General features: G+C 63.6%; 20 protein-coding genes and 1 pseudogene. 11 read left to right on the top strand and 10 right to left on the bottom strand.

Annotation, left to right across the window (positions count from 1 at the left end; all coding sequences use genetic code 11):
• Positions 1-55: 55 nt before the first annotated feature.
• Entirely contained in the window at positions 56-6,436 is a 6,381-nt protein-coding gene (locus tag C4K40_RS11090) for a non-ribosomal peptide synthetase (protein WP_053138386.1), read from the bottom strand.
• 597 nt (positions 6,437-7,033) lie between these two features.
• On the opposite strand from C4K40_RS11090, the gene C4K40_RS11085 reads away from it, so the two are divergent.
• Positions 7,034-7,828, top strand: coding sequence for a helix-turn-helix transcriptional regulator (locus tag C4K40_RS11085; protein WP_022643551.1), 795 nt, complete (start codon positions 7,034-7,036; stop codon positions 7,826-7,828).
• 42 nt (positions 7,829-7,870) lie between these two features.
• On the opposite strand, the gene C4K40_RS11080 is transcribed toward C4K40_RS11085, so the two are convergent.
• From C4K40_RS11080 to C4K40_RS11065, 4 genes are all read right to left on the bottom strand, one after another.
• Positions 7,871-8,596 (bottom strand): GNAT family N-acetyltransferase, encoded by a 726-nt coding sequence (locus tag C4K40_RS11080; RefSeq protein WP_031321421.1) that lies wholly within the window; start codon positions 8,594-8,596, stop codon positions 7,871-7,873.
• Between the two features lie 178 nt (positions 8,597-8,774).
• The gene (locus tag C4K40_RS11075; protein WP_053138384.1) at positions 8,775-9,995 is read right to left on the bottom strand and encodes an MFS transporter; all 1,221 of its coding nucleotides are present in this window, start codon (positions 9,993-9,995) and stop codon (positions 8,775-8,777) included.
• A complete protein-coding gene (locus C4K40_RS11070) occupies positions 9,988-10,851 on the bottom strand; it encodes a hypothetical protein (RefSeq protein ID WP_053138382.1) in 864 nt (287 codons plus the stop codon). The genes C4K40_RS11075 and C4K40_RS11070 overlap by 8 nt, the downstream gene beginning before the upstream one ends.
• A gap of 24 nt (positions 10,852-10,875) precedes the next feature.
• Positions 10,876-12,051: an MFS transporter gene (locus C4K40_RS11065; protein ID WP_053138379.1), complete on the bottom strand. Its 1,176-nt coding sequence runs from the start codon at positions 12,049-12,051 to the stop codon at positions 10,876-10,878.
• Between the two features lie 95 nt (positions 12,052-12,146).
• Between C4K40_RS11065 and C4K40_RS11060 the strand changes: the two genes are divergently transcribed.
• Entirely contained in the window at positions 12,147-13,052 is a 906-nt protein-coding gene (locus tag C4K40_RS11060; protein ID WP_053138376.1) for a LysR family transcriptional regulator, read from the top strand.
• Between the two features lies 1 nt (position 13,053).
• Here the strand turns inward: C4K40_RS11060 and C4K40_RS11055 are convergent, their stop codons facing one another.
• Positions 13,054-13,752 carry a pentapeptide repeat-containing protein gene (locus C4K40_RS11055; protein WP_053138372.1) on the bottom strand — a complete coding sequence of 233 codons (699 nt, stop codon included), beginning with the start codon at positions 13,750-13,752 and terminating at the stop codon, positions 13,054-13,056.
• A 157-nt stretch (positions 13,753-13,909) separates the two neighbouring features.
• On the opposite strand from C4K40_RS11055, the gene C4K40_RS11050 reads away from it, so the two are divergent.
• Positions 13,910-14,566 (top strand): acetyltransferase, encoded by a 657-nt coding sequence (locus tag C4K40_RS11050; protein ID WP_053138370.1) that lies wholly within the window; start codon positions 13,910-13,912, stop codon positions 14,564-14,566.
• Positions 14,567-14,636: 70 nt separating this feature from the next.
• Here C4K40_RS11050 and C4K40_RS11045 read toward each other — a convergent pair whose 3' ends face one another.
• On the bottom strand, positions 14,637-15,284 hold the full coding sequence (locus C4K40_RS11045; protein WP_053138367.1) for a Qnr family pentapeptide repeat protein: 648 nt from the start codon (positions 15,282-15,284) through the stop codon (positions 14,637-14,639).
• Between the two features lie 217 nt (positions 15,285-15,501).
• Between C4K40_RS11045 and C4K40_RS11040 the strand changes: the two genes are divergently transcribed.
• Positions 15,502-15,819, top strand: a complete 318-nt coding sequence (locus C4K40_RS11040) for a hypothetical protein (RefSeq protein ID WP_124421291.1) — start codon at positions 15,502-15,504, stop codon at positions 15,817-15,819.
• Between the two features lie 20 nt (positions 15,820-15,839).
• Here C4K40_RS11040 and C4K40_RS11035 read toward each other — a convergent pair whose 3' ends face one another.
• Positions 15,840-16,751: a LysR family transcriptional regulator gene (locus C4K40_RS11035; protein ID WP_053138361.1), complete on the bottom strand. Its 912-nt coding sequence runs from the start codon at positions 16,749-16,751 to the stop codon at positions 15,840-15,842.
• 143 nt (positions 16,752-16,894) lie between these two features.
• On the opposite strand from C4K40_RS11035, the gene C4K40_RS11030 reads away from it, so the two are divergent.
• Entirely contained in the window at positions 16,895-17,653 is a 759-nt protein-coding gene (locus C4K40_RS11030; protein ID WP_053138357.1) for an SDR family NAD(P)-dependent oxidoreductase, read from the top strand.
• 243 nt (positions 17,654-17,896) lie between these two features.
• On the opposite strand, the gene C4K40_RS31535 is transcribed toward C4K40_RS11030, so the two are convergent.
• The gene (locus C4K40_RS31535) at positions 17,897-18,073 is read right to left on the bottom strand and encodes a hypothetical protein (protein WP_164485019.1); all 177 of its coding nucleotides are present in this window, start codon (positions 18,071-18,073) and stop codon (positions 17,897-17,899) included.
• 39 nt (positions 18,074-18,112) lie between these two features.
• Here C4K40_RS31535 and C4K40_RS11025 point away from each other — a divergent pair, with 39 nt between their 5' ends.
• A complete protein-coding gene (locus C4K40_RS11025) occupies positions 18,113-18,658 on the top strand; it encodes a hypothetical protein (protein WP_124421290.1) in 546 nt (181 codons plus the stop codon).
• Positions 18,659-19,195: 537 nt separating this feature from the next.
• Positions 19,196-20,542 carry a flagellar hook protein FlgE gene (gene flgE / locus C4K40_RS11020; RefSeq protein ID WP_124421289.1) on the top strand — a complete coding sequence of 449 codons (1,347 nt, stop codon included), beginning with the start codon at positions 19,196-19,198 and terminating at the stop codon, positions 20,540-20,542.
• A 92-nt stretch (positions 20,543-20,634) separates the two neighbouring features.
• On the opposite strand, the pseudogene C4K40_RS11015 reads toward flgE, so the two are convergent.
• A pseudogene (locus C4K40_RS11015) lies at positions 20,635-20,784 on the bottom strand (integrase core domain-containing protein); the annotation flags it as partial.
• A gap of 637 nt (positions 20,785-21,421) precedes the next feature.
• Between C4K40_RS11015 and C4K40_RS32210 the strand changes: the two are divergent.
• The 4 genes from C4K40_RS32210 (at position 21,422) to C4K40_RS10990 (ending at position 24,407) form a co-directional block, all read left to right on the top strand.
• Complete coding sequence (locus C4K40_RS32210; RefSeq protein WP_177336495.1) at positions 21,422-21,904, top strand: topoisomerase DNA-binding C4 zinc finger domain-containing protein; 483 nt, start codon at positions 21,422-21,424, stop codon at positions 21,902-21,904.
• A 273-nt stretch (positions 21,905-22,177) separates the two neighbouring features.
• Positions 22,178-22,903 (top strand): hypothetical protein, encoded by a 726-nt coding sequence (locus C4K40_RS11000; RefSeq protein ID WP_083457016.1) that lies wholly within the window; start codon positions 22,178-22,180, stop codon positions 22,901-22,903.
• Positions 22,904-22,933: 30 nt separating this feature from the next.
• Complete coding sequence (locus tag C4K40_RS10995; RefSeq protein WP_053138345.1) at positions 22,934-23,641, top strand: SOS response-associated peptidase family protein; 708 nt, start codon at positions 22,934-22,936, stop codon at positions 23,639-23,641.
• A 109-nt stretch (positions 23,642-23,750) separates the two neighbouring features.
• Complete coding sequence (locus C4K40_RS10990) at positions 23,751-24,407, top strand: EndoU domain-containing protein (RefSeq protein ID WP_083457014.1); 657 nt, start codon at positions 23,751-23,753, stop codon at positions 24,405-24,407.
• Positions 24,408-24,513: the final 106 nt, after the last annotated feature.

Below are 24,513 nucleotides of genomic sequence, written 5' to 3'. Positions count from 1 at the left end.
GGCGCGCCGGCATCCGGGCCGGCGCGCCAAGGTCATGACAGAAGGTACGAAAGGCTCAGAGGCGCCGCTGGCGCTTGAGCTGTGGAATGGTGGTGGCGGGAATGTCCACCTGTTGCAACTGGCTGCGGGTATTGGCCGCCAGCGCGGCCAGGGTCGGCTGGCTGAATAGCAACCGGGCATCGGCATGCAGGCCTTCCTGGCGCATGCGCGCCACCAGGCTGACCGCCAGCAGCGAGTGTCCGCCCAGCTCGAAGAAGTGGTCGTGGCGCCCCACCCGCTCGACCTGCAGCACTTCGGCCCAGAGCCGCGCCAGGGTGGTTTCCAGTTCACCCTCGGGGGCCACGAATTCCCGGGCCAGCACCGCATCGGCCCCGGGCTCGGGCAAGGCCTTGCGATCCAGCTTGCCATTGCCGCTCAGGGGCAAGGCGTCCAGGCGCACGTAGGCCGCCGGCACCATGTAGTCGGGCAGGCGCTCCAGGACCTGGGCGCGCAAGGTCTCGATCCCCGGTTCCGTGGCTCCCGGATGCAGGCTGTAGTAGGCCACCAGGCGCTCGCCGCGCAGCAGCACCGCCACCTCGCGCACCGCCGGATGCTCGGCCAGCCGTGCCTCGATTTCCCCCGGCTCCAGGCGCAAGCCGCGCAGCTTGACCTGGAAGTCGTTGCGCCCGAGGAACTCCAGGTTGCCATCCTCGGCATAGCGCACCAGGTCGCCACTGCGGTACAGCCGGTCGCCGGCGACGAAGGGGCTGGCGATGAACCGCTCGGCCTGCAACTGCGCCAAGCCCAGGTAGCCGCGGGCGACCCCGACGCCACCGATGTGCAACTGGCCGCTGACGCCCCGTGGCACTGGCTGGTCGTGGGCATCCAGGACATACAGCCGGGTGTTGGTGATGGCCCGGCCGATGGGCAGTTGCACCGGCGGAATCGGCGCATCGGGCTCCAGGGTCCAGGCCGTGCTGTCCACCGTGGCCTCGGTAGGCCCGTAGACGTTATGCAGGCGGGCCCGGGGCAGGCGCTGGCGTAGCAACCGGGCGATGGCCTCGGTCAGCTCGCCGCCGCCGCAGAACACGTCGGTCAGGCTCTGGCACTGGCTCGACTCTTCCAGTTGCAGGAACTGCAGCAACATCGCCGGGACGAACTTGATCATCGTCACCTGCTGTTCCACTACCAGATGCGCCAGGTAGTCCGGGTCGCGGTGGCCGCCGGGCCGCGCCAGCAGCAGGCGCATGCCGGTGACCAGGGGCCAGAACAGCTCCCAGACCGAGCCGTCGAAGCTGAACGGGGCCTTTTGCAGCAAGGTGCCGCCCGCAGACTGCGGGCACAGCTGCGAGCCCCAGTGCATCAGGTTGCCCAGGCCACGGTGCTCGACCATCACGCCCTTGGGCGTGCCGGTGGAACCCGAGGTGTAGATCACGTAGGCCAGGTGCGAGACCTGCAGGTCCGGCACCTGCGGGTCGTGCTGCGGCTGGTGCTGCCAGGGGCTGGCGTCGAAGTCCAGCAGCGGCAGGGCCAGATCCGCCAGCAAGCCGTGGGTCGGCTGGTGCACCAGCACCGCCAGCGGCTGGCTGTCCTGCACCAGGAAGTGCAGGCGCTCGGCCGGGTAGTCCGGGTCCAGGGGCACGTAGGCGCCGCCGGCCTTGAGAATGCCCAGCAGGCCCACCAGCAGCTCGGGACTGCGCTGGACGCAGAGCCCGACTCGCACGTCCGGCCCCACGCCCAGCTCGCGCAGGTGATGGGCCAACTGGTTGGCCTGGCGATTGAGCTCTGCATAACTCAAGCGGCGCTCGCCGGCCTGTACCGCGATGGCCTCGGGCGTGCGCCGGACCTGGGCCTCGAACAGCGCATGCAGGGTCAGCTGGCGGGGATAGTCCGACTCGGTGGCGTTGTACGCCGACAGCAACTGCGTGCGCTCCGTCTCGGGCAGGATCGACAGGCCGTGCAGGAATGTCGCCGGCGCCTGCTCCAGGGCCTGCAGCAGGCTTTGCAGCGTGCATTGCAGGTAGTCCAGCAAGCGTTGCGCGCCGATCCGCCGGGGCGCGCGAAGACCCAGGCGCAAGCCCGGCTCCAGGTCGTCCACCGCCAGCATCAGCGGATAGCTGACCACCTCCTCGCTGGCGAGCAATTGCACCCCGGCCGGCAGGTCCTGCAACAGCGCCTGGGCGTCGGCCTCGACGTTGTGCCGGTAGTTGAGCAAGGCATTGAACAGCGGGGTCGGCGGCGCCACTGCACTGCAACGCTGGGCCAGGGACAACGGCGCCTGTTCATGGGCCAGGAGCGCGCTGAGACGCTCCTGGACCTGGCGCAGCCCGTCGACGACGTTGAGCCCCGCCAGTTCCAGGCGCAGGGGCAAGGTATTGATGAACATGCCCAGGGCCCGGTCCGCCCCGGCACCGGCTTGCAAGCGTCCCAGCAGCACGGTGCCGAACAGCACGTCGTCGCGGCCGCAAGTACGTCCCAGCACCAGGGCCCAGGCCAGGTGGAACAGGCTGGCGGCGCTGACCCCATGGCGCCGGACCTGCTCGCGCAGGCGCTGCTCGAAGCCGGCGTCGAGCAACTGCCCAGCCTCTTCGTGGTCCGCTTGCTCGCCGGGGCGCTCCTTGAGTTCGAAGGCCAGGGTCGGCTCATCCACTCCGGCCAGGGCCTGGCGGAAGAACGCGGCGTGGCGCTCCTGGTCCAGGCCGGTGCGGGCCACGTATTCGCGGTAGGCGAAAGGCGCGGCCAACTGCTGCTGGCGGCCGTCCATGTGGGCGCCGATCTCCGCCATCAGCACCGCCGTGGAAGTGGCGTCGTTGACCAGGTGATGGAAGCGCAGCAGCGCCAGCCAGCGCCCCTGTGGCCGGTCCTCGGCCCAGGCCAGGGCGAGCATCGGCGCCTGGCGGATATCCAGTGGCCGCTGGCGTGGATCGAAGTGCCGGCGCAATTGCTCGAGCACCGGTTCGCCTGCCACCGGCCGCAGTTCTTCCAGGTTCAGCCGGGCTTCGCGCCAGACCACCTGCACCGCCGGCTCCAGCACTTCCCAGACCAGGCTGGTGCGCAGGATGTCATGGCGCTGGATCACTGCCTGCAAGGCGTTGGCGAAGGCGTCCAGGTCCTCGCGGCGGGCGAAGGCGAACAGCGCATGTTGCTGGTAGGGATCGCGCTGGACCGAGGTCATGTGGTGGTACAGCAGGCCGGCCTGCAAAGGCGCCAGGGGATAGATCTCCTGGACGTTGGCCGCCCCGCCGGGAATCGTCGCCACCACCCGGTCGATGCTGTCCTGGTCCAGATCCACCAGGCTGAGCATGTCCGGGGTGATGCGCTGGCAGCCCGGCGGCACACGGTTGGCCGGGACCTGCAACCCGGCCCCCTGCTCCACCGCGGCGGCGAGGCTGGCCAGGGTCGGTTGGCCGAACAGTACTCGCACGTCGGCCTGCAAGCCTTCCTGATCCATGCGCTGGATCAGTTGCAAGGCCAGCAGCGAATGCCCGCCCAGTTCGAAGAAGTGATCCTGGCGCCCGACCCGCCCGACCTGCAGCACTTCGGCCCAGAGCCGCGCCAGGGTGGTTTCCAGCGGCCCCTGGGGCGCCTCGTATTCGCGACTGATCAAGGCCAGCGGGTCCGGCGCCGGCAGGGCCTTGCGGTCCAGCTTGCCGTTGGCGGTCAGCGGCAAGGCGTCGAGCCGCACATAGGCCATCGGCACCATGTAGTCCGGCAGGCGTTGCAGCAGGTGTTCGCGCAGCTCACCGATGGGCACCTCGCCGTCGGCACTGAACCAGGCCACCAGTTGGCCGTCGCGGGCCTGGACCACCGCCTCGCGCAGGGCCGGATGGCGACCCAGGCAGGTTTCGATTTCCCCCAGCTCGATGCGCAGGCCGCGGATCTTCACCTGGTCGTCGTTGCGCCCCAGGTACTCCAGGGTGCCGTCGTGGCGCCAGCATGCCAGGTCGCCGGTGCGATACATGCGCGCCCCCGGCACTTCGCTGAACGGGTCGTCGAGGAAACGCTCGGCAGTCAGCTCGGGACGATTGAGGTAGCCCCGGGCCACTCCGGCGCCACCAACGTACAGCTCGCCGGGAATGCCGATGGGCAGTGGCCGCTGCTGCTCGTCCAGCAGATAGATGCGGGTGTTGGCGATCGGCCGGCCGATGTGCAGCGCCCCGCCCGGCTCGATGACCCCGGAAGTGGCCACCACCGTGGCTTCGGTGGGGCCGTAGTTGTTGACCAGGGTAAAGCCCTGGGCTGCAGGTGGCTGGCGCAGGCGGTCGCCGCCCACCAGCAGGGTCTTGAGGTGCGGATGGCCGGTGTGGCGGCTGAAGGCGTACTCGGCCACCGGGGTCGGCAAAAAACTCACATCCAGGGGCTGGGCGTGCCACCAGGCGAGCAGGCGATCCAGGTCCTCGGGACCGTCGCTGACCGGCGCCAGGTGCAGGGTCGCCCCGGCGCACAAGGTCGGCCAGATTTCCCAGGCCATGGCGTCGAAGCCAAAACCGGCCAGGCATGAGCTGTGGCGGCCCGGGCCCAGGTCGAACGCCTGGCAATGCCAGTCCACCAGGCCAGACAAGCTCTGGTGCTCCACCTGCACGCCCTTGGGCAGGCCGGTGGAGCCCGAGGTGTAGATCACATAGGCCAGGTGCCGCGGCGTCAGCCCCGGCACTTGCGGGTTGGCAACGGTCCCCGGTTGCCACTGCTGGCTATCCAGTTCCACCACTGGCATCGACAACGCCGGCAGGCGCTGGCGCAGGTCCTGCTGGACCAGCACCGCCACCGGGGCGCAGTCCTCCAGCAGGTAGGCCAGGCGCTCGGCCGGGTGCGCCGGATCGATGGGCACGTAGCCGGCGCCGGCCTTGAGAATCGCCAGCAAGCCCACCAGGGTTTGCGGGCTGCGCCGGGCCACGATGGCCACCCGCTCATCCGGGCCGGCGCCCAGGGCCTGCAGGTGCCGGGCCAGGGTGTTGGCCTGCTGGTTGAGCCGGGCATAGCTGAGCTGCTGGCCCTGGGCGATGAGGGCGATGGCCTCCGGGGTGCGCTCGGCCCAGGCCTCGATCCGCCCATGGATGCGCTGCTCGGCGGCGTTCGCCTGGCCGGTGGCATTCCATTGCTCCAGGCGGGCGCGATCGGCGTCGGTGAGCAACGAGAAGCGCTGCATCGGCAAACCTGTGTCTTCCAGCCCTTGCTCCAGGACGTGCAGCAAGTGCCCGGCCATGGCCTGGATCTCCTCGGCCTGGAAATACCGGCGGTCATAGACGTAGTGCATCCAGGCACTGTCCTCGAAGCTGTTGCTGCGCAGGTGGATGGCCAGGGGTTCCGGTTCGTGGCGGTTGGAAACCTTGACCGACGAGGCGCTGGCCTCGCCGTAGCGGTAGTCCAGGTTCTCCACCTCGTAGGACAGCGACAACTCGAACAGCTGGGTGCGGTCTTCGCGCAGCAGGCCGAGGGCACGATTGAGCTCGCTCAAGGGGAAGCGCTGGTGGCGAAAATCCTGTTTCAACCTGTCGCGCACTGCCATCACCAGGGCTTCGAAGGTCAGGTCCGGGGCGAAGTCCATGCGCACCGCGCTGACCTGGGTGAAGGAGCCGATGGTGGCCTTGAAGGCGGCGTTGGGCCGGTTCAGCACCGGCATGCCCAGGACCCAGTCACGGCGCTGGTCGACCCGGGTGAAATACACATGCAGTGCGGCCAGCAGTACATGGAAAGCCGAGCCGCCAAGCTGCTTGCCCAGGGCCTTCATCCGTTCGTGCAACACCGCGGGGAAAGCCTGTACCAGCGCCCCGCCGGGGGTCTCGTCGGTGGCGCTGGGGCGATAGCGCGGACGCAGCAACGGTTCCGGCACGCTGTGGTACTTGGCCAGCCAGTAGTCGCGGTCGCGCTGGTAACGGCTGGACTGGTGGTAGCGGCCATCGTCCTCGACGAAGTCGCTGAAAGATGGCGCCTCGGCCGCCGGCTGCTCACCCTGCAACAGGGCGCCGTAGACCTCGCCCAGGGCCTGGGACAACTGGGCGAAGCCCCAGCCATCGAGGATCAGGTGATGGGCCTCGGCCTGCATCAGGTGATGTTCGGGGCCCAGGCGAAACAACGAGAAACGGCACAGCCGCTGGCCTTCGAGGGCGAACGGCTGCTGCATCTGCCCTTGAATCTGCACTCGGGCGGCGGCCAGCGGATCGGCGGCATCGGACAGGTCGTGGAGCGCCAGCTGCACCGGCCAGTGGCGGTCGAAATACTGCAGCGGCAGGCCGTCCTGGCTGCCCTCGCGGGACAGCACGGTGCGCAGCACGTCGTGCCGGGCCACCACCAGTTCCACGGTGCGCTGCATCAACTCGGGACGGAAGGGGCCGCGCAACTCGGCATAACCGCCGATGTTGTACAAGGGCGAGTCGCCGCGACTGAGCTGGTCGAGCCAGATGTCCCGCTGCCCGGCGGTCAACGGCAGGCCCGGGGCCTGTAGCGGACCGGCGTTCATGACTGCTTCCGGGGCAGGCATCCGGCCTGCGGCGAGCGACGGATGGCGACGGCAACGTCGCCCACGGCAATGGCAGAAAAACGCGTCATAAGATCCTTCTCATGTGATGGCCAAGGCACCGGCGAACGAAATTTAAGCATCGGCCCCCTGGGCTGTATGTCACCCCAAACCCGGACAGTCCGCCGGGCTGCCGGCCGCCTGGGACGCGGCTCTGGCGGGTATTGGAGGGGTTGGCGATGGTTTGCGGATCGGCTGAATTAGCTGTAGGAAATTGACCATCTGTACCTGAGGTTCCTGACTCGTCAGTCCAGTCCCGAACTCTTTGCGAAGCCTGTCGCCAAAGTCCGTTGCAACTCACTGCGACCCCGTGCCCACGGGCTTGCGGCGCACTGGCCGAGGCCCGGCGCAGGGGGCTTGGCGAGCCCGGTCCGGGGTTTTGTGTCCCGGTTTCCCCCTACAGACGCGAAGCAAATGCTTAGGCTTAAATCAGACGCATCTGACCGGATCGGGTTCATGGAGGACCTGCTGCGGTGCGCCGTCGCAATAAGGTTTCAAGGCTTCGATCAGCGATTTGCCTTGATCAAGGATGATAGGGATATGAGTCTGACCAGCAGTATCGCCAACCTGGAAACACCGAATTTCTACTTGGAACTGGGACAGTTGATCTCCAACACCGGCCAGGGCCAGTTCGCCGCGAACATGCTCGAACTGGTGAACAAACTGGTGCCGGCCGATCACCTGGTGCTCAGTGAATGGACCCTCGACGAGCGCCAGACCCGCGCCGAGGAAATCACCCTGCTGGGACGTGCCGGACAGCCGGAACAACTGCCGGAAGCCGCCCGGCGCCAAGAACCGCTGCTGCACAAAATGCTGGAAATGGATGATTCGCTGCTGATCCAGATCAACGCCCAGGTCCATGCCCGGCAAGCACGCAATACCCCGCACCAATGCCACCTGGTGTCGCGCAAGGCCAACCGCCGCTGCGTGATCGCGCTCTACCGCGAATCGACCCAGGGTGGGTTTTCCCTGTCCGAGCTGTCGTTCCTCAAGAGCCTGTCCTCGACCCTGCTGCCGCTGCTGGAACGCCATGCGCAGATGCATCGCCAGCAAGCCCTGAAGAACCTGCGCAGCTGGACCAGCCGCCCCCGGGACAACCAGGAGCAGTCACCATTGCAGCGCGAGTTCGACGAACGCCTGTCACTGGGCGATATCACCCTCTCGGCCCGGGAAAAAGAAGTCTGCCTGGGGCTGCTCACCGGCGGTACCGTGCCGGAGATGGCCCAGCGCCTGAGCGTGAAGAACAGCTCCATCGAGACCTACCTCAAGCGCGCCGCCGCCAAGCTCGGGGTCAGTGGCCGCCACGGCCTGGCCAAGTGGATGGTGGGCGCCTGAACCGGCACGGCCCGGGCCACACCCGCCTGCACCGCTAAGCCGTCAGATCTCGCAATCGGGGTGGATCACCAGCCACTGGCCGAACAGCTCCAGCCCCGCCGCCCGAGCCAGCGCCACCGAGGCCAGGTTGTCGACCTGGCAGCGGTACTGCGGCTCCTGGCCCTGCTCCAGGGCATGCCGACAGATCGCCCGCACCAACCTGCGGGCATGGCCCCGGCCGCGAAACGCCTCCAGGGTCAGCACGCCCAGATCGGCGAGCGGCGACCCGTCCCAGGCATACATGCTCGCCGCCGCCACCAGCCGGTCCTGCTCGAAAGCGCCGAACACCGCCCAGTGATCCAGTTCGACATAGGCATTGTCCAGGTCCTCTGCGCTGGCGCTGGACTGGAAGCGGGCGAACCGCTGCTCGTCCGCCGCCGACAATGCCCGGGTATCGCCCAGGGCCGTATCGCGCAACAGCTCGGCGTGACGTTGCCGGGGGTAATAGAACACATGGTCGGCGCCGTTGAGGCGGATACCGGCCTGCTCCAGGCGCGCCAGGAAGGCGGCCTCGGTATCCACCGGTCCCTCGGCCAGGCCGAGGGTCTGCGCCAAGCCCGGGGTCAACACTGCCTGGCTGCCGCCGGGAGTGCGCAGCAGCATCAGGCGCGATTGGTCTTCCAGCCCGGGATCGACCCGCACGCTGAAGCCGCCGTCCTCCCGCAAGCCTTCAAGGGCGCTCAAGCTGGATTGCCAGTAGTGGTAAATGCTCGTTGCAAACAGGCTCATCAGGGTCATCCATCGAGATTGTCGTTGCGTGACCACGCACCTCCCCTGGCTGGTGGCCTGCAAGTGCCCAGGCTAGCGCGGTGCTGTTCCGGCAGCTGTAAATCTGTGTGAAAAACAGTGCAGGAGCACCACGCCAGCAGCGCCATGCCCTTGTCTCTTCCCGTCCTCGAGCCTTCGTTCATGGCGTGCCAGCTGCAGCTGGCAGCCCGCGCTGCACCTGCCAGGACAGGGGCAACGTAAGCAGCAGGAGCGCCGCCAGGACCATCACCGCCGGCGCCACGCCGGCGACATCGCTGAGCAGTCCGGCCAGCATCGGGGCCAACGCGCCGCCGCCGATGGTGCCGGTGTAGAACAGCGAGAATGCCTGCTCGCGCTTGCCGGCCCCTGCCAGGTCCGGCACTGCGCCATACAGCACCGACGAGGTGCCGTTGAGCACCAGGCCCAGCAGCGGCAACGTCACCATCAGGGCGCCATAGGGCAGGAACACCGCCAAGACGATCAGGCACGCCGTGCTGGATTCGGTCAGCCAGACGGTCTTCATCATGCCGATGCGTGCCCCCAGGTAACCGCAGAACAGCTTGCCGAACGCGCCGCCGATGAACAGCAGGGTCAGGGCCAGGCCGATTCCGGCGCTGCCGGCGCCCTTGGCCTTGAGCAGGAATGGCAGGAAGGTCAAGAAGCCCATGCGCACCGCGCTGTCCAGGGTGCCGGTGACGATCAGCGCCCACAGGCCACCGACCGAACCCTGGCCGCTGAGGATCCTGGGTGCCTTGTCGCGCAGCGCCGAAGTGCTGGCCCGGGACGGGAGCAGCCACCACAGCAGCAACGCCGCGGCCAACCCCAGCAGGCCCACCAGGGTCACGCTGGCGCGCCAGCTGACCAGCGCCAGCAACAGACCCACCACGCCGGGGACCAGGGTCTTGCCGATATCGCCGGCGAAGTTGTATTGCGCCAGGGCCTCCTTGACCCCGCCACCAGCCTCATGGGTATCGGTGATCAGCGACGAGGCCAGCGGGTGCTGGGTACTGGCCCCCAGGCCGCCCAGCAACAGCGCCAGGAACAGCACGCCCAGGCCAGTCGCCTGCCCGGCCAGCAGATAGGCCAGGCCGGCCAGCGCGGTTCCTCCCACCAGCAGGCGCTCGCGCCCCCAGCGCCCGGCCGCGCGACTGGCCAGCAGTTGGACGCCAGCCATCATCCCGGCATAGACCCCGCGCAAGAGGCCGACCTGGGCATAGCTCATGGCGAACTGGGCCTGCCACACCGGCAGCAGGACATAGATCACATCGGTCAGGCCATCGTGCACGGCATGGGCGCTGCAACCGGCCAGCAGCGAGCGGCGCCGCACCTGGGTGGCGCTGGCGGAGGCTACAGCAGGAATCGCGGGGTTCTGGTCATTCATGGGGGTGGCCGGATGGGTTGGGGGAAGAATCGGCGGGCAGTACCCGGGCGCAAGCGAGCATGGCCCGGGAACGGCGCTGCAAGTACTGGGCGAACAGGTTGCGGGCGGCGGGCTCGTCGGGGGCGATCGCCATGGCCTCGGTGCAGGCATCGACGGCGGCCAGGGCCGACTGGAAGCGCGCCTCCTGCAGCGATCCGGCGTGCAGTTGGCACCAGGCCTGGGCAGCCGGTGCGAGCTGCGCAGGCCACCCCTGGGTACCGGCCAGCCAGCGCTGGAGCAGCGGTTGCAGATACCGCGCCTCGCCCAGCACGTAGACCTGCCGGACCAGGTTGGCCTGCAGCCCGGGCAACTGGCCATCCAGGCAACCGGCCTCCAGCCACCGGCGAAATTCCAGGGCCGCAGGCACGCGATGCGTGCGCTGCAGCCAGCGGTCATTGCCGCAGGCCAATCCAGCCATGGCCTGGAACAGCTGCGGGGCGCGGTCCTGCCCTGCCCCGGGCGGCGCACCGGCGCCCGGCCGTCCCTGGCCCAGGCTGGCCTCGGCCCACTCGCGATAACCGCAGGCCGAGGGGCTGTCGGCGGCCAGCGACTCCAGGCATCTAGCTGGGATGGCGTCAACGCGCAGGCCGTCATGGACCTGCCACCAGCCGGCGAAGAAGCTCGCCAGCCCCGGCCCCAGCCCCGGGTATTCGACCAGCTTCAAGAAGACATCCTCGATGGCCAGCAGGTCGCGCCGCTGGCTCCAGAATGCCTCGAACAGCGCATGCTTCCAGGCACTGGCGGGCATGTCGTTGAGCAGCGGCTCGACGAACTTCAACAATTGGCTCTGGCGCAGCGGCAGATCGCTCAGGCTCATCTCAGGTAGTCCCTTGGGGCTGCATCAGCCGGCCAGTTGCTGGCGTGGCCGCGGCGCGCGCCAACCGTGCCAGCCGATCAGCAGGGCCAGCACCTGGAACGCCAGGATCAACGCCACACAGCCCGGCCAGCCCCAGCGGTTCCAGAGTACTGCCGGCAGCACGGCGCCAGCGCTGCCGCCCAGGTAGTAGCAGGTCAGGTATAGCCCCACCGCCCTGGCCTTGTGCGGCCCGGCGCTGGCGCTGATGAAGGCATTGGCCGCCGCCTGGGCCAGGAACACCCCGGTGGAGCTCAGGGCCAGGCCCAGCACCATCAGCCACAATGACGACAACAGGCTCAGGGCCGAGCCGCAGACACCCAGCGATGCCGCCACCAGCAACAGTTCGGCCTGGGGTCGGGACTTGCTCAGGCGCCCGGCGAGCGGGATCACCACCAGCGCCAGCAGGAACACGCCATAGAGCGCTCCCAGGGCCGCCGGGCCCAATTCGAATGGCGGCTGGCCAAGGTAGAGCCCGGCGTAGGTGAAGGTGGCGACTTGCGCGAACAGCACGCAGAACCCCACGGCGTAGGACGCCAGCAAGGGCTTGCCGCAGAGTTGACGCCAACTGCCACGACGCTCGGCCAGATGGCGCTCGGCCGCCGGCGGATTGGCCGGCAACAGCCAGTGGATGGCCAGGCCAAGCAGCAGGCTCAGGCCCGCCAGCAGCGCGAAGGCCTCGCGCCAGCCCAGGTACTGGGTCGCGACACCGGTGACGAAGCGCCCGGCGAACCCACCGAGCACGGTGCCGGCCACATACAGGCTGGTGACCTCGGTGATCATGCCGCCGCGCCAGCGGTCGCCGATGTAGGCAACGCTGGTGGCGAAGACCAGGGGAATCAGCAGGCCTTCGACAAAACGCCACAGCAGCAACTGGGCCAGGTTGCCAGCGCAGGCCACCAGCACAGCCGGCAGCGCCAGGGCCAGCGCCGCCAGCACTATCACCCGGCGTTGATCCCAGGCACTGCTCAGGCGGCTGGTGAATGGCGCCCCGAGAGCCACCGCCAAGGTAGTGACGGTGATGCTCCAGCCCGCTTCCCTGGCGCTCACGGCAAAATCCGCGGCGAACACCGGGAGGATGCCCTGGGTCGCATACAGGTTGAGGAAGGCGGCGCAGCCACATAGAAACAGGGCCAGGCGGGCACGGTGTGCAAACAGGGACATGAAACCTCTCGTTTTGTGGCGAAAGGCTTTTATAAAATACGTCGCTGGACCAGGACCAATACCGATTTCCGACCGATCAATACCCAGGGAACAGGATGCTCGATCTACGCAGGCTGCGTTACTTTCTGACCGTCGCCGAAGAACTGCACTTCGGCCGCGCCGCGTTGCGCCTGCACCTGGCGCAACCTCCTCTGACCCGGCAGATCTCGGCGCTGGAGAGCGAGCTGGGGTTTCGCTTGTTCGATCGCACCAGCCGCAGCGTGACCCTCACGGCCCAGGGGCAGCATTTTTTACCCTATGCCCGGGCGGTGCTGGAGCAAATGGAACTGGCCGAGGCCATGGCCGCCAAGCTGGCCGCCGGCAGCGCCGGACAACTGGCCCTGGGATATGCCAGCTCGATCGCCTTGTCGGAGTTGTTCAGCGAGGCGATCCAGGCCTTCGCCCAGCGCTTTCCCGAGGTACAGTTGACACTGGTGGAAGGCGCCTCGGCCAGCCAGTGGGCGCAGATCGTCGATGGGCGGATCGACATCGGCCTGAGCCGGATGCAGCCGCCGGACGAGCTGGCCGAGATCCACACCCTGTCCCTGGGGGACGAGCCGCTGGTGGCGGCGCTGGCCAGTGACAGCCCGTTGGCGGCCCAGGCCGAGGTGACCCTGGCCGAACTCAGCGAGTCGCCGCTGATCCTGTTTCCGGCCGGCTATGGCTCTGGGCTCAATGAAGCCATCGAACAGCTGTACCGTCGCAACGACCTGTCCCTGCGGCCAGGGCCCAGCGGGCGCCAGATCACCTCGATCATCGCCCTGGTCGCCGCCGGCCAGGGTATCGCCCTGGTGCCCAGTTGCACCCGGACCCTGGCGAAAAAAGGCGTGAGCTACCGGCCGGTGGTGGACCTGGGCGCCACCGCTCCGTTGCTGGTACTGACCCACAGCCAGAAGCGCAGCCCCCTGGTGCAGGCCTTCATCGGCGTACTGGAAAACCTGCACCAGGCCCGGCAGGCCTGATTCAGAGGACTGTCAGGCCCAGGCCGGCCAGGAGCATGCCGGCCTGGCTACGGGAGATGATCGCGCCCTTGAACAGCTTCGCATCCACCAGTCGCAGGCCCTGTAGGCTGGCTTCACGCAGGTCGGCGTCGTCGAAACGGGCATTGTTCACCCGGGCCAGGGACAGGCTGCCCCCCTCGATGAACACTGCCTTGCGAAAGTCGCAATAGGTCAGGTCCGCTTCGCTAAAATCGATGCGATACAGCTGCGCCTTGTAGAACGAGATACCGGACAGCATGGCGCTGTTGAGCAGGCAGTCGGAGAAGCCCAGGCCCAGGGCCGAGACATCGGCGAAGTTGGCGCCGGTGAGCTTGCAGCCTTCGAACTGCACATGGGCGACCTTGCTGCGTTGCCACAGGGTGTTGTTCAGGTCGCAGCGTTCGAAGCGGGCATCGGTGAGCACCGCCGAGCGCAGTGTCGCCTGGCCGGCCCGGCAACTGGTCCAGCGGCTGTTGGCCAAGTTGGCGGCGGTGAGGTTGGTAGCACTGAAGCTGCAGCGTTCGAAATGGGCACCGGCCAGGTTGCTGCGGGACAGGTCCTGGCCGCTCAGGTCCAGGCCCACGCCACGCACGGGCAGTGGCTGGCTGGCGACCAGTTGCGCCAGGGAGCGCTCCTGCAGATCCTCGGGGGTGATTTCGAAGTAGCCGTCTTGTGCCTGCATGCCCTCTCCTGAGCCTGGGATTGAAGGTAGGCATCTTCTGGATAGCGGACCGGCAGGTCAAGGTTGGCCTCGCTCCCGGCCCTTCGAATGGCGTGCGAGGCGAGATAATTGAGTTAGGCTTGGTGCCTGCCCGCCCCCGGAAACGAGGAGATGCTCCATGGATGTCTACGCGATTTGTGGCGCCGGCGGCTTCGGTCGCGAAGTGATGCCGTTGGCCGTCCAGCAGTTGCACAAGACGCAGCGCTGGCAAACGACACGGCTGGTGTTCGTCGATGAACAACTGGCCGGCACCTGCCTCAATGGCTTCAGCGTGCTGGGACTCGAGGAGTTCCTGGCCCTGGATGCCACCAGATACTTCAACATCACCATCGCCAACAGCCATATCCGCGAAGAGCTGGCCGCGCGGATGGCCAGCGCCGGAGCCCGGCCCTTCTCCATCATGGCGGCCAATGCACTGGACCTGGCGTGCAACGAGATCGGCGAGGGCGCGGTGCTGTGCCCATTTGCCGTAGTGACGGCCAATGCGCGAATCGGCCGGTTCTTCCACGCCAATCTCTACAGCTACGTCGCCCATGACTGCATCATCGGCGACTTCGTCACCTTCGCGCCCAACGTGCATTGCAATGGGACGGTGGTGATCGAGGACCATGCCTACCTCGGCGCCGGCGCCATCATCAAGCAAGGCACGCCCCAGCGGCCCATCGTCATCGGCCGGGGCGCCGTGGTGGGCATGGGAGCGGTGGTGACCCGCAGCGTGGCGCCCGGCACCACGGTCTGCGGCAACCCTGCTCGCCCTCTGCACAAGGAACCCTGACACGGCCGGGGCAGCGCGGGGGCAATGAACAACCCGCCGTAGCGGGTTCCGGTTGCCTCGTTGTACCGGGCTAGCCGATCACGTTGATCCCCAGGCGCGCGGCAAGGTGGCTCATCTGGTCGCGGTCGAGCTTGACTCCGTCCAGGTTGACCAGCCGGATATCCAGGTCGCCCAACTGCGAGTTGGTCAGGTCGCAGCCGGTGAAATCGGCGGTTCGCCAATCCAGGAGGCTGAACTCGCCACCGGACAAGTCCGACCCGGCAAAAGTGGCGCCGGTGACATTGGCGCCGGTCCAGCGGTTGTCCCACAGCTCGCACTTCTCGAGGTTGACCTTGGAGAAGTTGGCGTAGGCCAGGTTGCTCTTGTTGATGTAGGCATTGCAGAACCAGGACTTGCTGGAAATCACGTTCATGAAGCTGGCGCTGCTGAAGTCGGCCCCCTGGGCCTTGCACTCGGTGATCTCCAGCCCCAGGGCGCTGGCGAAGTTGAATACGCAGACCGTCAGGTCACAGCGCTTGAACGAGGCGCCCTTGAGCTTGGCGCTGCGAAAGTTGCAGCCGACCTGGCGCTCGGGATCGTAGAAACTGCAATCGATGAACTGGGTTTCCGACAGGTCGACCCGGGAAAAATCGCAATCCAGAAAGGTCATACCCGTGACCACTTGACCGGTAAACTCCTCCACGCCAATGCGCTTGTTCTCAAAAACTTGGGATTCCATGGCGCTTTCCTACACAATCCGCGACCGATAACGCGACAAACCTAGCATCCCAGGCAGAGCCATTTGAAGCCTTTTTGTCTCAAGCCGTAACCACCTCGGAAGCACAATCCCAGCGTGCCGGGCTCATTCGCCACGTCCAGCTGCAGCCCCGCTATCGCTTGTGGCGCACGACTCGCACCAGTCTCAGGAGACAGGAAGTCATTCTATGGAACAAATCATGAAGCACCTTGTGGTCCAGGGTGCGGTGCTGTTCATGTTCCTTTCGATCATGTGGCACATGAACAACATCCGTAGCTGGGAGACCAGTACCCGGCAGGACTTCGAACAAGCGCTGAAACGCCTGAACATCGAGGATTATCAATTGCTGGTGGAGCGCAGCGTCACCCCGGGCTCGAGACGCCAGGGCAATATCTACCGCATCCTGCATGACCAGGCGGAGAACTACTTTTTCTACCAGCGCATCGGCAATGACCAGGGTGTACTCAAGCCGCTCACCAAGGAGCGAGCCCTGCTGGCGGCGAAGATGAATAGCTGAGCCAGGTTCCATAAAACAGTTCATGAGGCACCCGGACGTGGCACCCCGGCTTCAGGGGGAAATTGTTCGACCAGGAACGCCACAAAGCTGCGCAGCCTGGCCGAGTGATAGCGATCCGGCAGGTATACCGCGTGCACTGGGCGGTCCGGCAGGCTCTGCTCGGGAAACAGCTGCACCAGGTGGCCCGCCTGGACGTCTGCCTGCAACAAGAGCGCAGGTTGCAGGACGATCCCCAGGCCATGCAGGGCGGCGACGCGCAGTGCCTGGCCGTTGTTGACCTGCAGCCGCGCCGATGGCGCCCGGTGGGCCAGTTCTTCCCGAGCGTCGGGCCAGTCGTTCAATGCTGTCGGACTGAACGACAGGCATTCGTGATGCAGCAAGTCCTCCATTCTTCGCGGCATTCCCCGACGCGCCAGATAGCCCGGGGAGGCGCACATCATCAGCCGGTAGGGAGCCAGCGGCCTGGCCACCAGCGGCGCATCCTCCGGCAGCGCGCCAATGCGAATGGCCACCTCGAAGCCATCCTCCGCCAGGTCCGTGACCCGATCGCAGAGCACCACCTCGAGCCGGACCTCGGGATAACGATCCATGTAGCTCGACAAGGCCGGCATCAGCGCGTCTGTTCCGAAGGTCACCGGCGCCGTGATCCGCAGCTTGCCGACGGGCGCCAGATGCTGGTGCTGGGCTTGCTCGTCGGTCTCGGCCACCAACCGCAGGATTTCCTTGCAGCGCAGATAGTAGTCCTCACCGAAGCTCGTCAGATGCTGGCGCCGCGTCGTCCGCTTGAGCAGTTGCATGGCCAGTCGTGCCTCGAGGGAGCGCAGGTGCTTGCCAGCCATGGCCGCGGAGATACCCAGGGTAACGGCGGCGGCACTCAGGCTGCCCTTCTCTACCGTCAGGACGTACACCCGCATGCTGTCCAACAAATCCATTCGAAACTCCTGGTTCCAAGTTATGCAACTGGATGCAAGTTTATCTACTTGGGGTAATCAATAAACTCTCCGCAAGCGCTCAGCCATTCGGATAGAGGCCACCCGGCCCCAGAAGCGGCTGGAAGCTCTTACAGGAGAAGATCATGGAATTGAATCTGACAGGCCGTACGGCCCTGATTTCTGGAGCCAGCAGCGGCATCGGGGCTGGCGTTGCCCGGGTGCTCGCCCAGGAGGGAGTGCGCATCGCCATCACCGCGCGCCAGCCTGATCGATTGCAAGAGGTTGCCGCCCACATCGAAGCCGCCGGGGCTACCGCGCCGATTGTCATCAGCGCAGATGTGACGAATGCAAGCGATGTTGCCCATATCGCTGCCGAAGCCGCCAGGGCCTTGGGTAGCATCGATATCCTGGTCAATTGCGCTGGCGGCGCCCGCCCCACCGGGCTCTATGCTTGCGATGACGACTGGGAGGAAGCCTTCGCCCTCAACTTCTCTGCGGCGCGACGACTGACCCAGGCGGTATTGCCAACAATGCATGCACGCCAGTGGGGCCGCATCATCAACCTCAGCGGCTCGATGGAGCCTCGATCGCTGAACGCCGCTACCGCCGCCAAAGGTGCGCTGCATCTCTGGGCCAAGGGATTGTCATGCGAGGTAGCCTGCGCGGGCATCACGGTCAACTGCATCGCCCCCGGCCGGATCAACAGCGCCCAGGTGCTGGAAAGGTTGCACCCAACGCAAGACAGCCGGCAGGCATTCATCGCCCGTCATATCCCCATCGGTTACTTCGGCGAACCGCAAGATGTTGGCCAACTGGTCGCATTCCTCGCCTCGCCCCTGGCTCGCTATATCACCGGAGCGGTGATTCCCGTCGATGGTGGCATGCACTTCCATGCCCATTGAGTGGCGTCTGGGACCGATAACTGCGCCCGCCCCTCAGGGGCAAAGGCCTGGAGAGCCTGGCTCGAACCAGGCCCTGCAAGCTGTGCATCTACTCCGATTTGGCTCGCGGAGTGGCTCGTGCTCGATGGGACGGACCGTTATCAAGGAGAGGACCCGGGATGTGAATGGCAAGCCGGCGCTCGATGCTACGTGGCAATTCCAAGGGGTTGATCCAGGAAGGCCGCAATAGCCCAAGCCGTCTTGCTACCCAGCACAGGATCTTGCGCGCCTGGCCAGGTAGTAAGCGATACCCAGGGCGAACAGGGCTGGCGCTACATTGTCGAGGTCAGTGACACCGCCCGCCAGGTGCCGCCCCGCCTGCACGACCATGGCGCCAGCACCGACGTACAGGATCACTACCTTAAAACGCTTCCACTTCATCGGGTCCTCCCACTTTGGGAGCGAACCTACCAGAGGGGCATGGTCTTTCCAAACGAGCAACTGGATTGTCACCCGCACAGCGATGGCGCAGGTCTGGAGGCAAACCGTGAGCAAACCTGCGCCGCCATTTCATCAATGCATTCCAACGAGCTAGTGCATGGACATTCGCAGCGCCGACGAGCTGGGTATAATCCGTCGATTTTTCGAGGCATCAGCCCCATGCACGGACGCTTGTATCTCTGCGCACTATTCATCGCCGCCCCAACCCTGGCTGCGCAGCCATCCCCTTACAACTACGACCGGCCCCCAACGGACGGCTACATGTACGCCGTTAGATATCAGCAAGCCAAGCTGGCTTGTAAAGCCCTGCCCGATGACCTCGAAACTGACTACGCCAAGGCGATGCTATTGGCCAAGGCGGCCAGTCCTGAGTTTGAAAAGACCTATGCGAAAGGTCTTTCAGCTACCCCTCGCTGGCATAGACCTGCAACTACTGAAGAGCAGGAAGCACAGTGCAATGAAGCTCAAGTTGCACTTCGAGTGACAGTCAAGCTCGCTCGCCAGTGGTTTCCAGGAGGCTGGTGACAGCCCGTCACTGGCGAAGGTCGTCGAACTTTGGGCAAACCTAGTGAACCCGGTCGTCTGACGCTCCTCAGGACCAAGCTGGCGTAGTTGGCCTCCCGCGGGGGCATTGTCGGGTTGATCCTTTTGCAAACCAGAAACCATCCTTGGCGTGGATGACCAACTAGCCCCCCAATACTCAGCGTGGCCTCGGGTCAGGAGCCGCTCCGCCCCATCAAACGAACCGAAAGGCAGCGGGTTGTTCTCGCCGGAATGCAGCTTGCTGTTACCCGGATGAGAGCGGCAATGCCGTTGCCACTTTGTAAAGAATGCGCGGAAAACCATTGCCGCTTTTCTGCATTTGCCACATCCCCCCTTTCGGGGAGGCCTTGAGTTATGGAGCTCTCAGGCTTGGCACACAGGTTGCTAAGCCTCAGCCAGCGAAGAGTCTGGTCTCCTGGAGCTTCCCGACTCAAGCGTCAGCATCGATAGAGCCCCGGTATCCAAAAACCGAACCGTGACGATCAATCGCTGCTGTAACCGACACACAAGGAGTGGAACATGTCTTTCAACATCGGACTTAGCGGTCTCTACGCTGCCAACAAGCAACTGGACGTTACCGGCAACAACATCGCCAACGTCGCCACCACTGGCTTCAAGTATTCCCGTGCGGAATTCGCCGACGTGTACTCGGCCACCAAACTGGGCAGCGGCACCCAGGTAGTGGGTAACGGTGTGCGCCTGGCCAACGTGTCCCAGCAGTTCACCAACGGCGATATCAACAATACCGGCAACGTGCTGGACATGGGGATCCAGGGCCAGGGCTTCTTCGTGCTGAGCACCAATGGCTCGCTGAGCTACACCCGCGCCGGCGCCTTCAAGGCCGACAAGGAAGGCTACATCACCACCAGCGACGGCACTGCCCGCCTGCAAGGTTATGCCGTGGATGCCAACGGCAAGATCATCAACGGCGTGTTGACCGACCTGCGGATCGATACTTCGAACCTGGCGCCAAAGCCGACCAGTTCGATCTCCTCGACCATCAACCTGAACTCCAGCGAAAAAACGATCAACGTCAACCCAACGGCCCCGGCCCCGGCGTATGTGTTCGATCCGACCAAGAGCGAGACCTACAGCAAGCAGTTCAGCACCCCGGTGTATGACTCCCAGGGCAACAAGCACGTCATGGATCAGTACATGATCAAGACGTCCAATCCCAACGAGTGGCAGACCTACACCCTGATCGATGGCCGCAACCCCGACGGTACGGCTTTCAGCATGGCCAACCAGAAACCGATCACCATCAAGTTCGATTCCTCGGGCAAGCTCCAGTCCCTGACGCCCCCCACTCCTGCTACAGGTAGCCAGTTCACGGTGAGTGGCAACAGTATCGTGATGGGCAACTGGACCCCGGGCAACGTGGTCAATGGCAACTTCGTCCCCAACGGTTCGATAGCAGCGGCAGGCGGCGTGAAGATCGACATGACCAAGACCGGCTCGGTACTGGGTGATACCGCCCGCTCGGTAGTCGCGCAGAACGGCTATTCCACTGGCCAGATCACCAACCTGACCATCGACGGCAGCGGCGTGATGCTGGCCAACTTCAGCAACGAGCAGACCAAGCCGATCGGCCAGATCTCCCTGGCCAGCTTCACCAACGAGCAGGGCCTGCAGCCGATCGGTGGTACCCAGTGGAAGGAAACCTACGCCTCGGGTATCCCAGGTTATGACGCACCCAAGACCGGCACCTTGGGAGCGATCCAGTCCAACTCCCTTGAAGAGTCCAACGTCAACCTGACCAACGAGTTGGTGAACCTGATCAAGGCCCAGAGCAACTACCAGGCGAACGCCAAGACCATCTCCACCCAGAGCACCATCATGCAGACCATCATCCAGATGGGCCGATGATGCGCTGATGCCGATAAGCAAAAGCCCCTAGCTCAAGGGGCTTTTTTGAAAGCAGGGTCTAGTCCTGAAATAGGTTTACACCTGTTTCACTCTCAAAACGCCCGATGCACCACATCGGGCATTTTGTATTTCAAGGCCTGATGTGGCCGCTTGCGGTTATAAACCTCTACCGATTCGTCGACCATACGCTTGGCTTCGGCCAAGGCTTTCGGGCGATCGCGCAGAAACTCCGTCTTCAATAACCGCGATGCTTCGCCTACCTCAAAATCGCTTTCAAGAGAGCCGTCATCCGGGTTCATGGTAAGTGGCATTACCTGACGGCCGTTCTGGATCGAGAAGCAGCGGATTGTTACAAAGGCTGGAAAGAGCAAGGGATTCCGGGCTTTCGCGAAGTGCGGGCATTGTCGCTGCACCTGTATTCAAAAGCAGGTAAGGACGGGCAGAAGATCGCCGGACACACCAGCAAAAGCATGATCAAAAACTAGCAGCAAAACCATGCGCAAATCGCCTGGTTCGAGACCACTCCAGACCTGTGCCTCAGCGAAATAACCGGTTAGTTTTGCACGGGCTTATGCGCGGGCACAAAAAAGCCGATCTAGCTGATCGGATTAACTGTCTGATTTTACTCAGGAATATGGTCGTGACGGAGTGATTCGAACACTCGCCCGCTAGCACCCCATGCTGGTGACTGTAGCTACCCAACTTATTGTTTTAAAAGGAAAACAGACCTTTTTCTTGGTAGCAAAAAACCTGATTTTTCGTGTTTATGCAAACGGAAACACCCGACCTCCAGAGGATGTTTTGCGCACTGGATGTGGCGGATTTTCTGCGTGCCCTGCTACCTTTAGCGGGCACTAACTCTCAGCAGGATGCTTCCCCATGGACGGCAAAAAGGTTTCCCGGCGCATGCTTCTGCTTCTTGCCGCCGGCATGCTGAGTGAAGCGACTTTCGCCAGGGGCGGTCGCGGTGGAGGGCGTGGTCGCAGTGGGGGTGGCCGAGGAGCGCGTGGTCGCGGTGGGGGTGCCGCCGGGGGGCTTTGGATACTTGCATTTATCGGAGGAGTCTTCGGAATCTTCTGGCTCTGGGGCCGGATAGTGGGACTGTCTTCAAAGGGTGGAGCGCCTTTGCAACCATCGCGCCCTGGGGTTCCATCAGGGGTCCAGCTATCGTCGCGGGTCAACCAGACTATCCCTGATAAACCACCCAGCTCAGAATGGGAAAGGCTGGGGCTATGCCCCAGTTGTGGCAGCGCGATGATTACCCGCACTGCAAAAAGAGGAAGGTACGCTGGTCGTGCATTCTTCGGCTGCACTACTTACCCGCACTGCAACGGAACCAGGAAAAAGCCCCTCCTTGGCTGACATGAGCGCCACCATGTCAAGGTGATAGCGAGCCATGCATAACCTTATGATTTAAAAAGGAAAATATCCAAATAACGCAGACCACAAAACTGGCAATACCCCCTAAAAGAATCAATAACTTAGCGTTGTATATTCCTACAGTAGCCCCCCTCCGGCGTCCTGCCGACCGAACACCAGCCCCCTTCCCTATACACCTCGTCGCCTCGAATCGCAGGCATGCTAACCCTCGATTACTGTATGCACATACAGCATCAGTTAAAGCAGTCTGATCCGATGAAGAATCACCCCCTCCCCCCACCAGGCGCGAAAGCCGAGCGGATGGCGCAATGGCGCCGATATCTCGACGACCAAGAAAGCCGTTTCAACAATCCAGAGGTGCACCGCGGTATGTGCCGGATCATCTCGCAAGACATGCTCAGCGAGCAGATCATCAGCGCAGCAGAGAAATTCGAACTCGACGAACTGGCCGACGCGGCGTACTGGCACGCAGTCGAAACTCTGATCGACTGTGAGCAGGGCTTCATGCCTTCAGCCTTCTATGACCTCGTTGCACGCGACGGAGGGCCAAGCATCGGCCGGCTTTCGAGCGGCCTCTTTTACTCGGCCGGCTGTAACAACTACTCGGCACAAGTGATGGAGGAAAAGGGTGATCGGCGCCTGGTTTTCCGCATGACTGGCGGCGCCTGGAAAATGGACGGCATGACGATCACAACGCCGGACGGGCGGATCCATGATCTCGTGGTCACAGGTCAGCGAATCAACGGCATCGAATACACGAACATCGATGACGCGGACTCATACAGAGCGCTCTCCGACTGCGCCGGCCTGGCGCTGGAGAATCACGACTTCGAAACGTACCGGCGCGCACGCCCGCTGCTTCTAGCCGCAGCATTCAAGAAGTGTCCCGAATGCCTTGACCGATTCGCTGTCCGCGAGGAGTGCCAGGCCTGCGCCGGGCGAGGGTTCATTGCTAGGGGTGGCCCAGGGTCTACAGTGTAAAGATCGCCTACGCTTGGTCGAGGCCTCAAGATGTGCGGACGACTTTCGCAGTATCGCGGCATTCACGACTTTGTAGCTGTCCTCAGCATGCCTGGCGCATGGCAGAACAACGTCAGTGACAAGCCCTTAGGGCGATACAACGCTGCACCAACGATGCAACTCGCCCTCCTCCATACTGCCGACGATCAACTACATGCTGACCCTGTCCGGTGGGGATGGCGCCCGCACTGGGCGAAGGATCGCGCCGCGCCAATAAATGCCCGCGTCGAGAAAGTCGCGCACGGGCCATTCTTCAGACAGATCTGGCCACACCGCGCTATCTGCCCGATCGATTCATGGTTCGAATGGGTTGATGAAGGTGGCCCGAAGAAGCAGCCCTACCTGATCAGGCACCGGAACGGCTCCCCCATCCTCTGTGCCTCAATCGGGCAGTTACCTGGCCAAGACCGGAGCGAGCACGAAGGCTTTGTGATCATCACAGCAGACAGCGAAGGCGGCATGGTCGACATTCACGACCGGCGGCCGGTGGTCCTGGCGCCCGCTCTGGCTCGAGAGTGGCTAGACCCGGCCACGCCGAAGGAACGCGCCGAGCAGATGGCGCTGCACCAAGGCGAGCCGGTCGAGGCCTTCGAGTGGTACAAGGTCCACCCTGGTGTCGGCAATGTGCAAAATCAAGATGCCGAAGTTATAGCCCCCCTAAATAGTGGAGTCTCTATATGGCAATGCGACACCAATTGAGCTTTACTTACAAAAATACACGACAAAACTTACAAGCAACACCTAATAGAAGACTTAACATCACATCATAAAAGTACATACCCACAACAAAACAACTCAAGGACGAGAAATGAAAAGCATCAAAAAAACCTCAATCACACTCATTGTAATCGCTATTACTTCATCATGCAGCAACACCCCCCCCCGCTCCACCTCTGCGCTTACTTACACATGTCCTTATAGTGGCGCGTACCCAGCGACCCCCAAAAAAAGCTACATCATAAACATGGATCATATTTTTTGCGGAAAAATAAATAGCAAAGGGGAAGCCGTAGGTTTTCACTCAGCACCAGAAGGAAAGCTCCCATCAACTATAAGTATCATTGTTCCGCCTGCAAAAACATCGTCAACAGAAAACAACACAACAACTATCGGCGCTTTTGCCAACTCAAAAGACCTGAGCCACATTAGCTCTAATACCATTTTTGAACTTTACCACTTCAATATCAAGACAGATGGAAAAACAAGAGAAAAACAAATATCTACTATGTTTCCACTAGACTGCAGTGCGGACCAAGTTATTGCCAGCATTGCAAATGCCGCCGAACAGGTTGCTACCCCAGACCTAACCAGAAATCAGATAGGCGACTCTGCACCGTCATTAGACAACCCAAAATACTGCTACCACAATGGTGCCAAATTCACAATTGAATTTGGTTTCACATCCAAGAGAGTTGGCAGCGATACCATATATACAATCAACACTGCATACCCAAAGATGCCGTAACCAAAAAATAGGTGATTCCCGCATAGCAATATCCAGAGAAAAACCTTGTACGCGGGGTTCTACTTCTGCCCCGCGTTCAATTCAAACGAAGTGAACTTGGCGACTT

The organism is Pseudomonas sp. CMR5c (assembly GCF_003850545.1).
GTDB classification, from domain to species: domain Bacteria; phylum Pseudomonadota; class Gammaproteobacteria; order Pseudomonadales; family Pseudomonadaceae; genus Aquipseudomonas; species Aquipseudomonas piscis.
The sequence above is the reverse complement of the archived record's forward strand: the minus strand, read 5'-3'. Positions and strand labels throughout refer to the sequence as shown.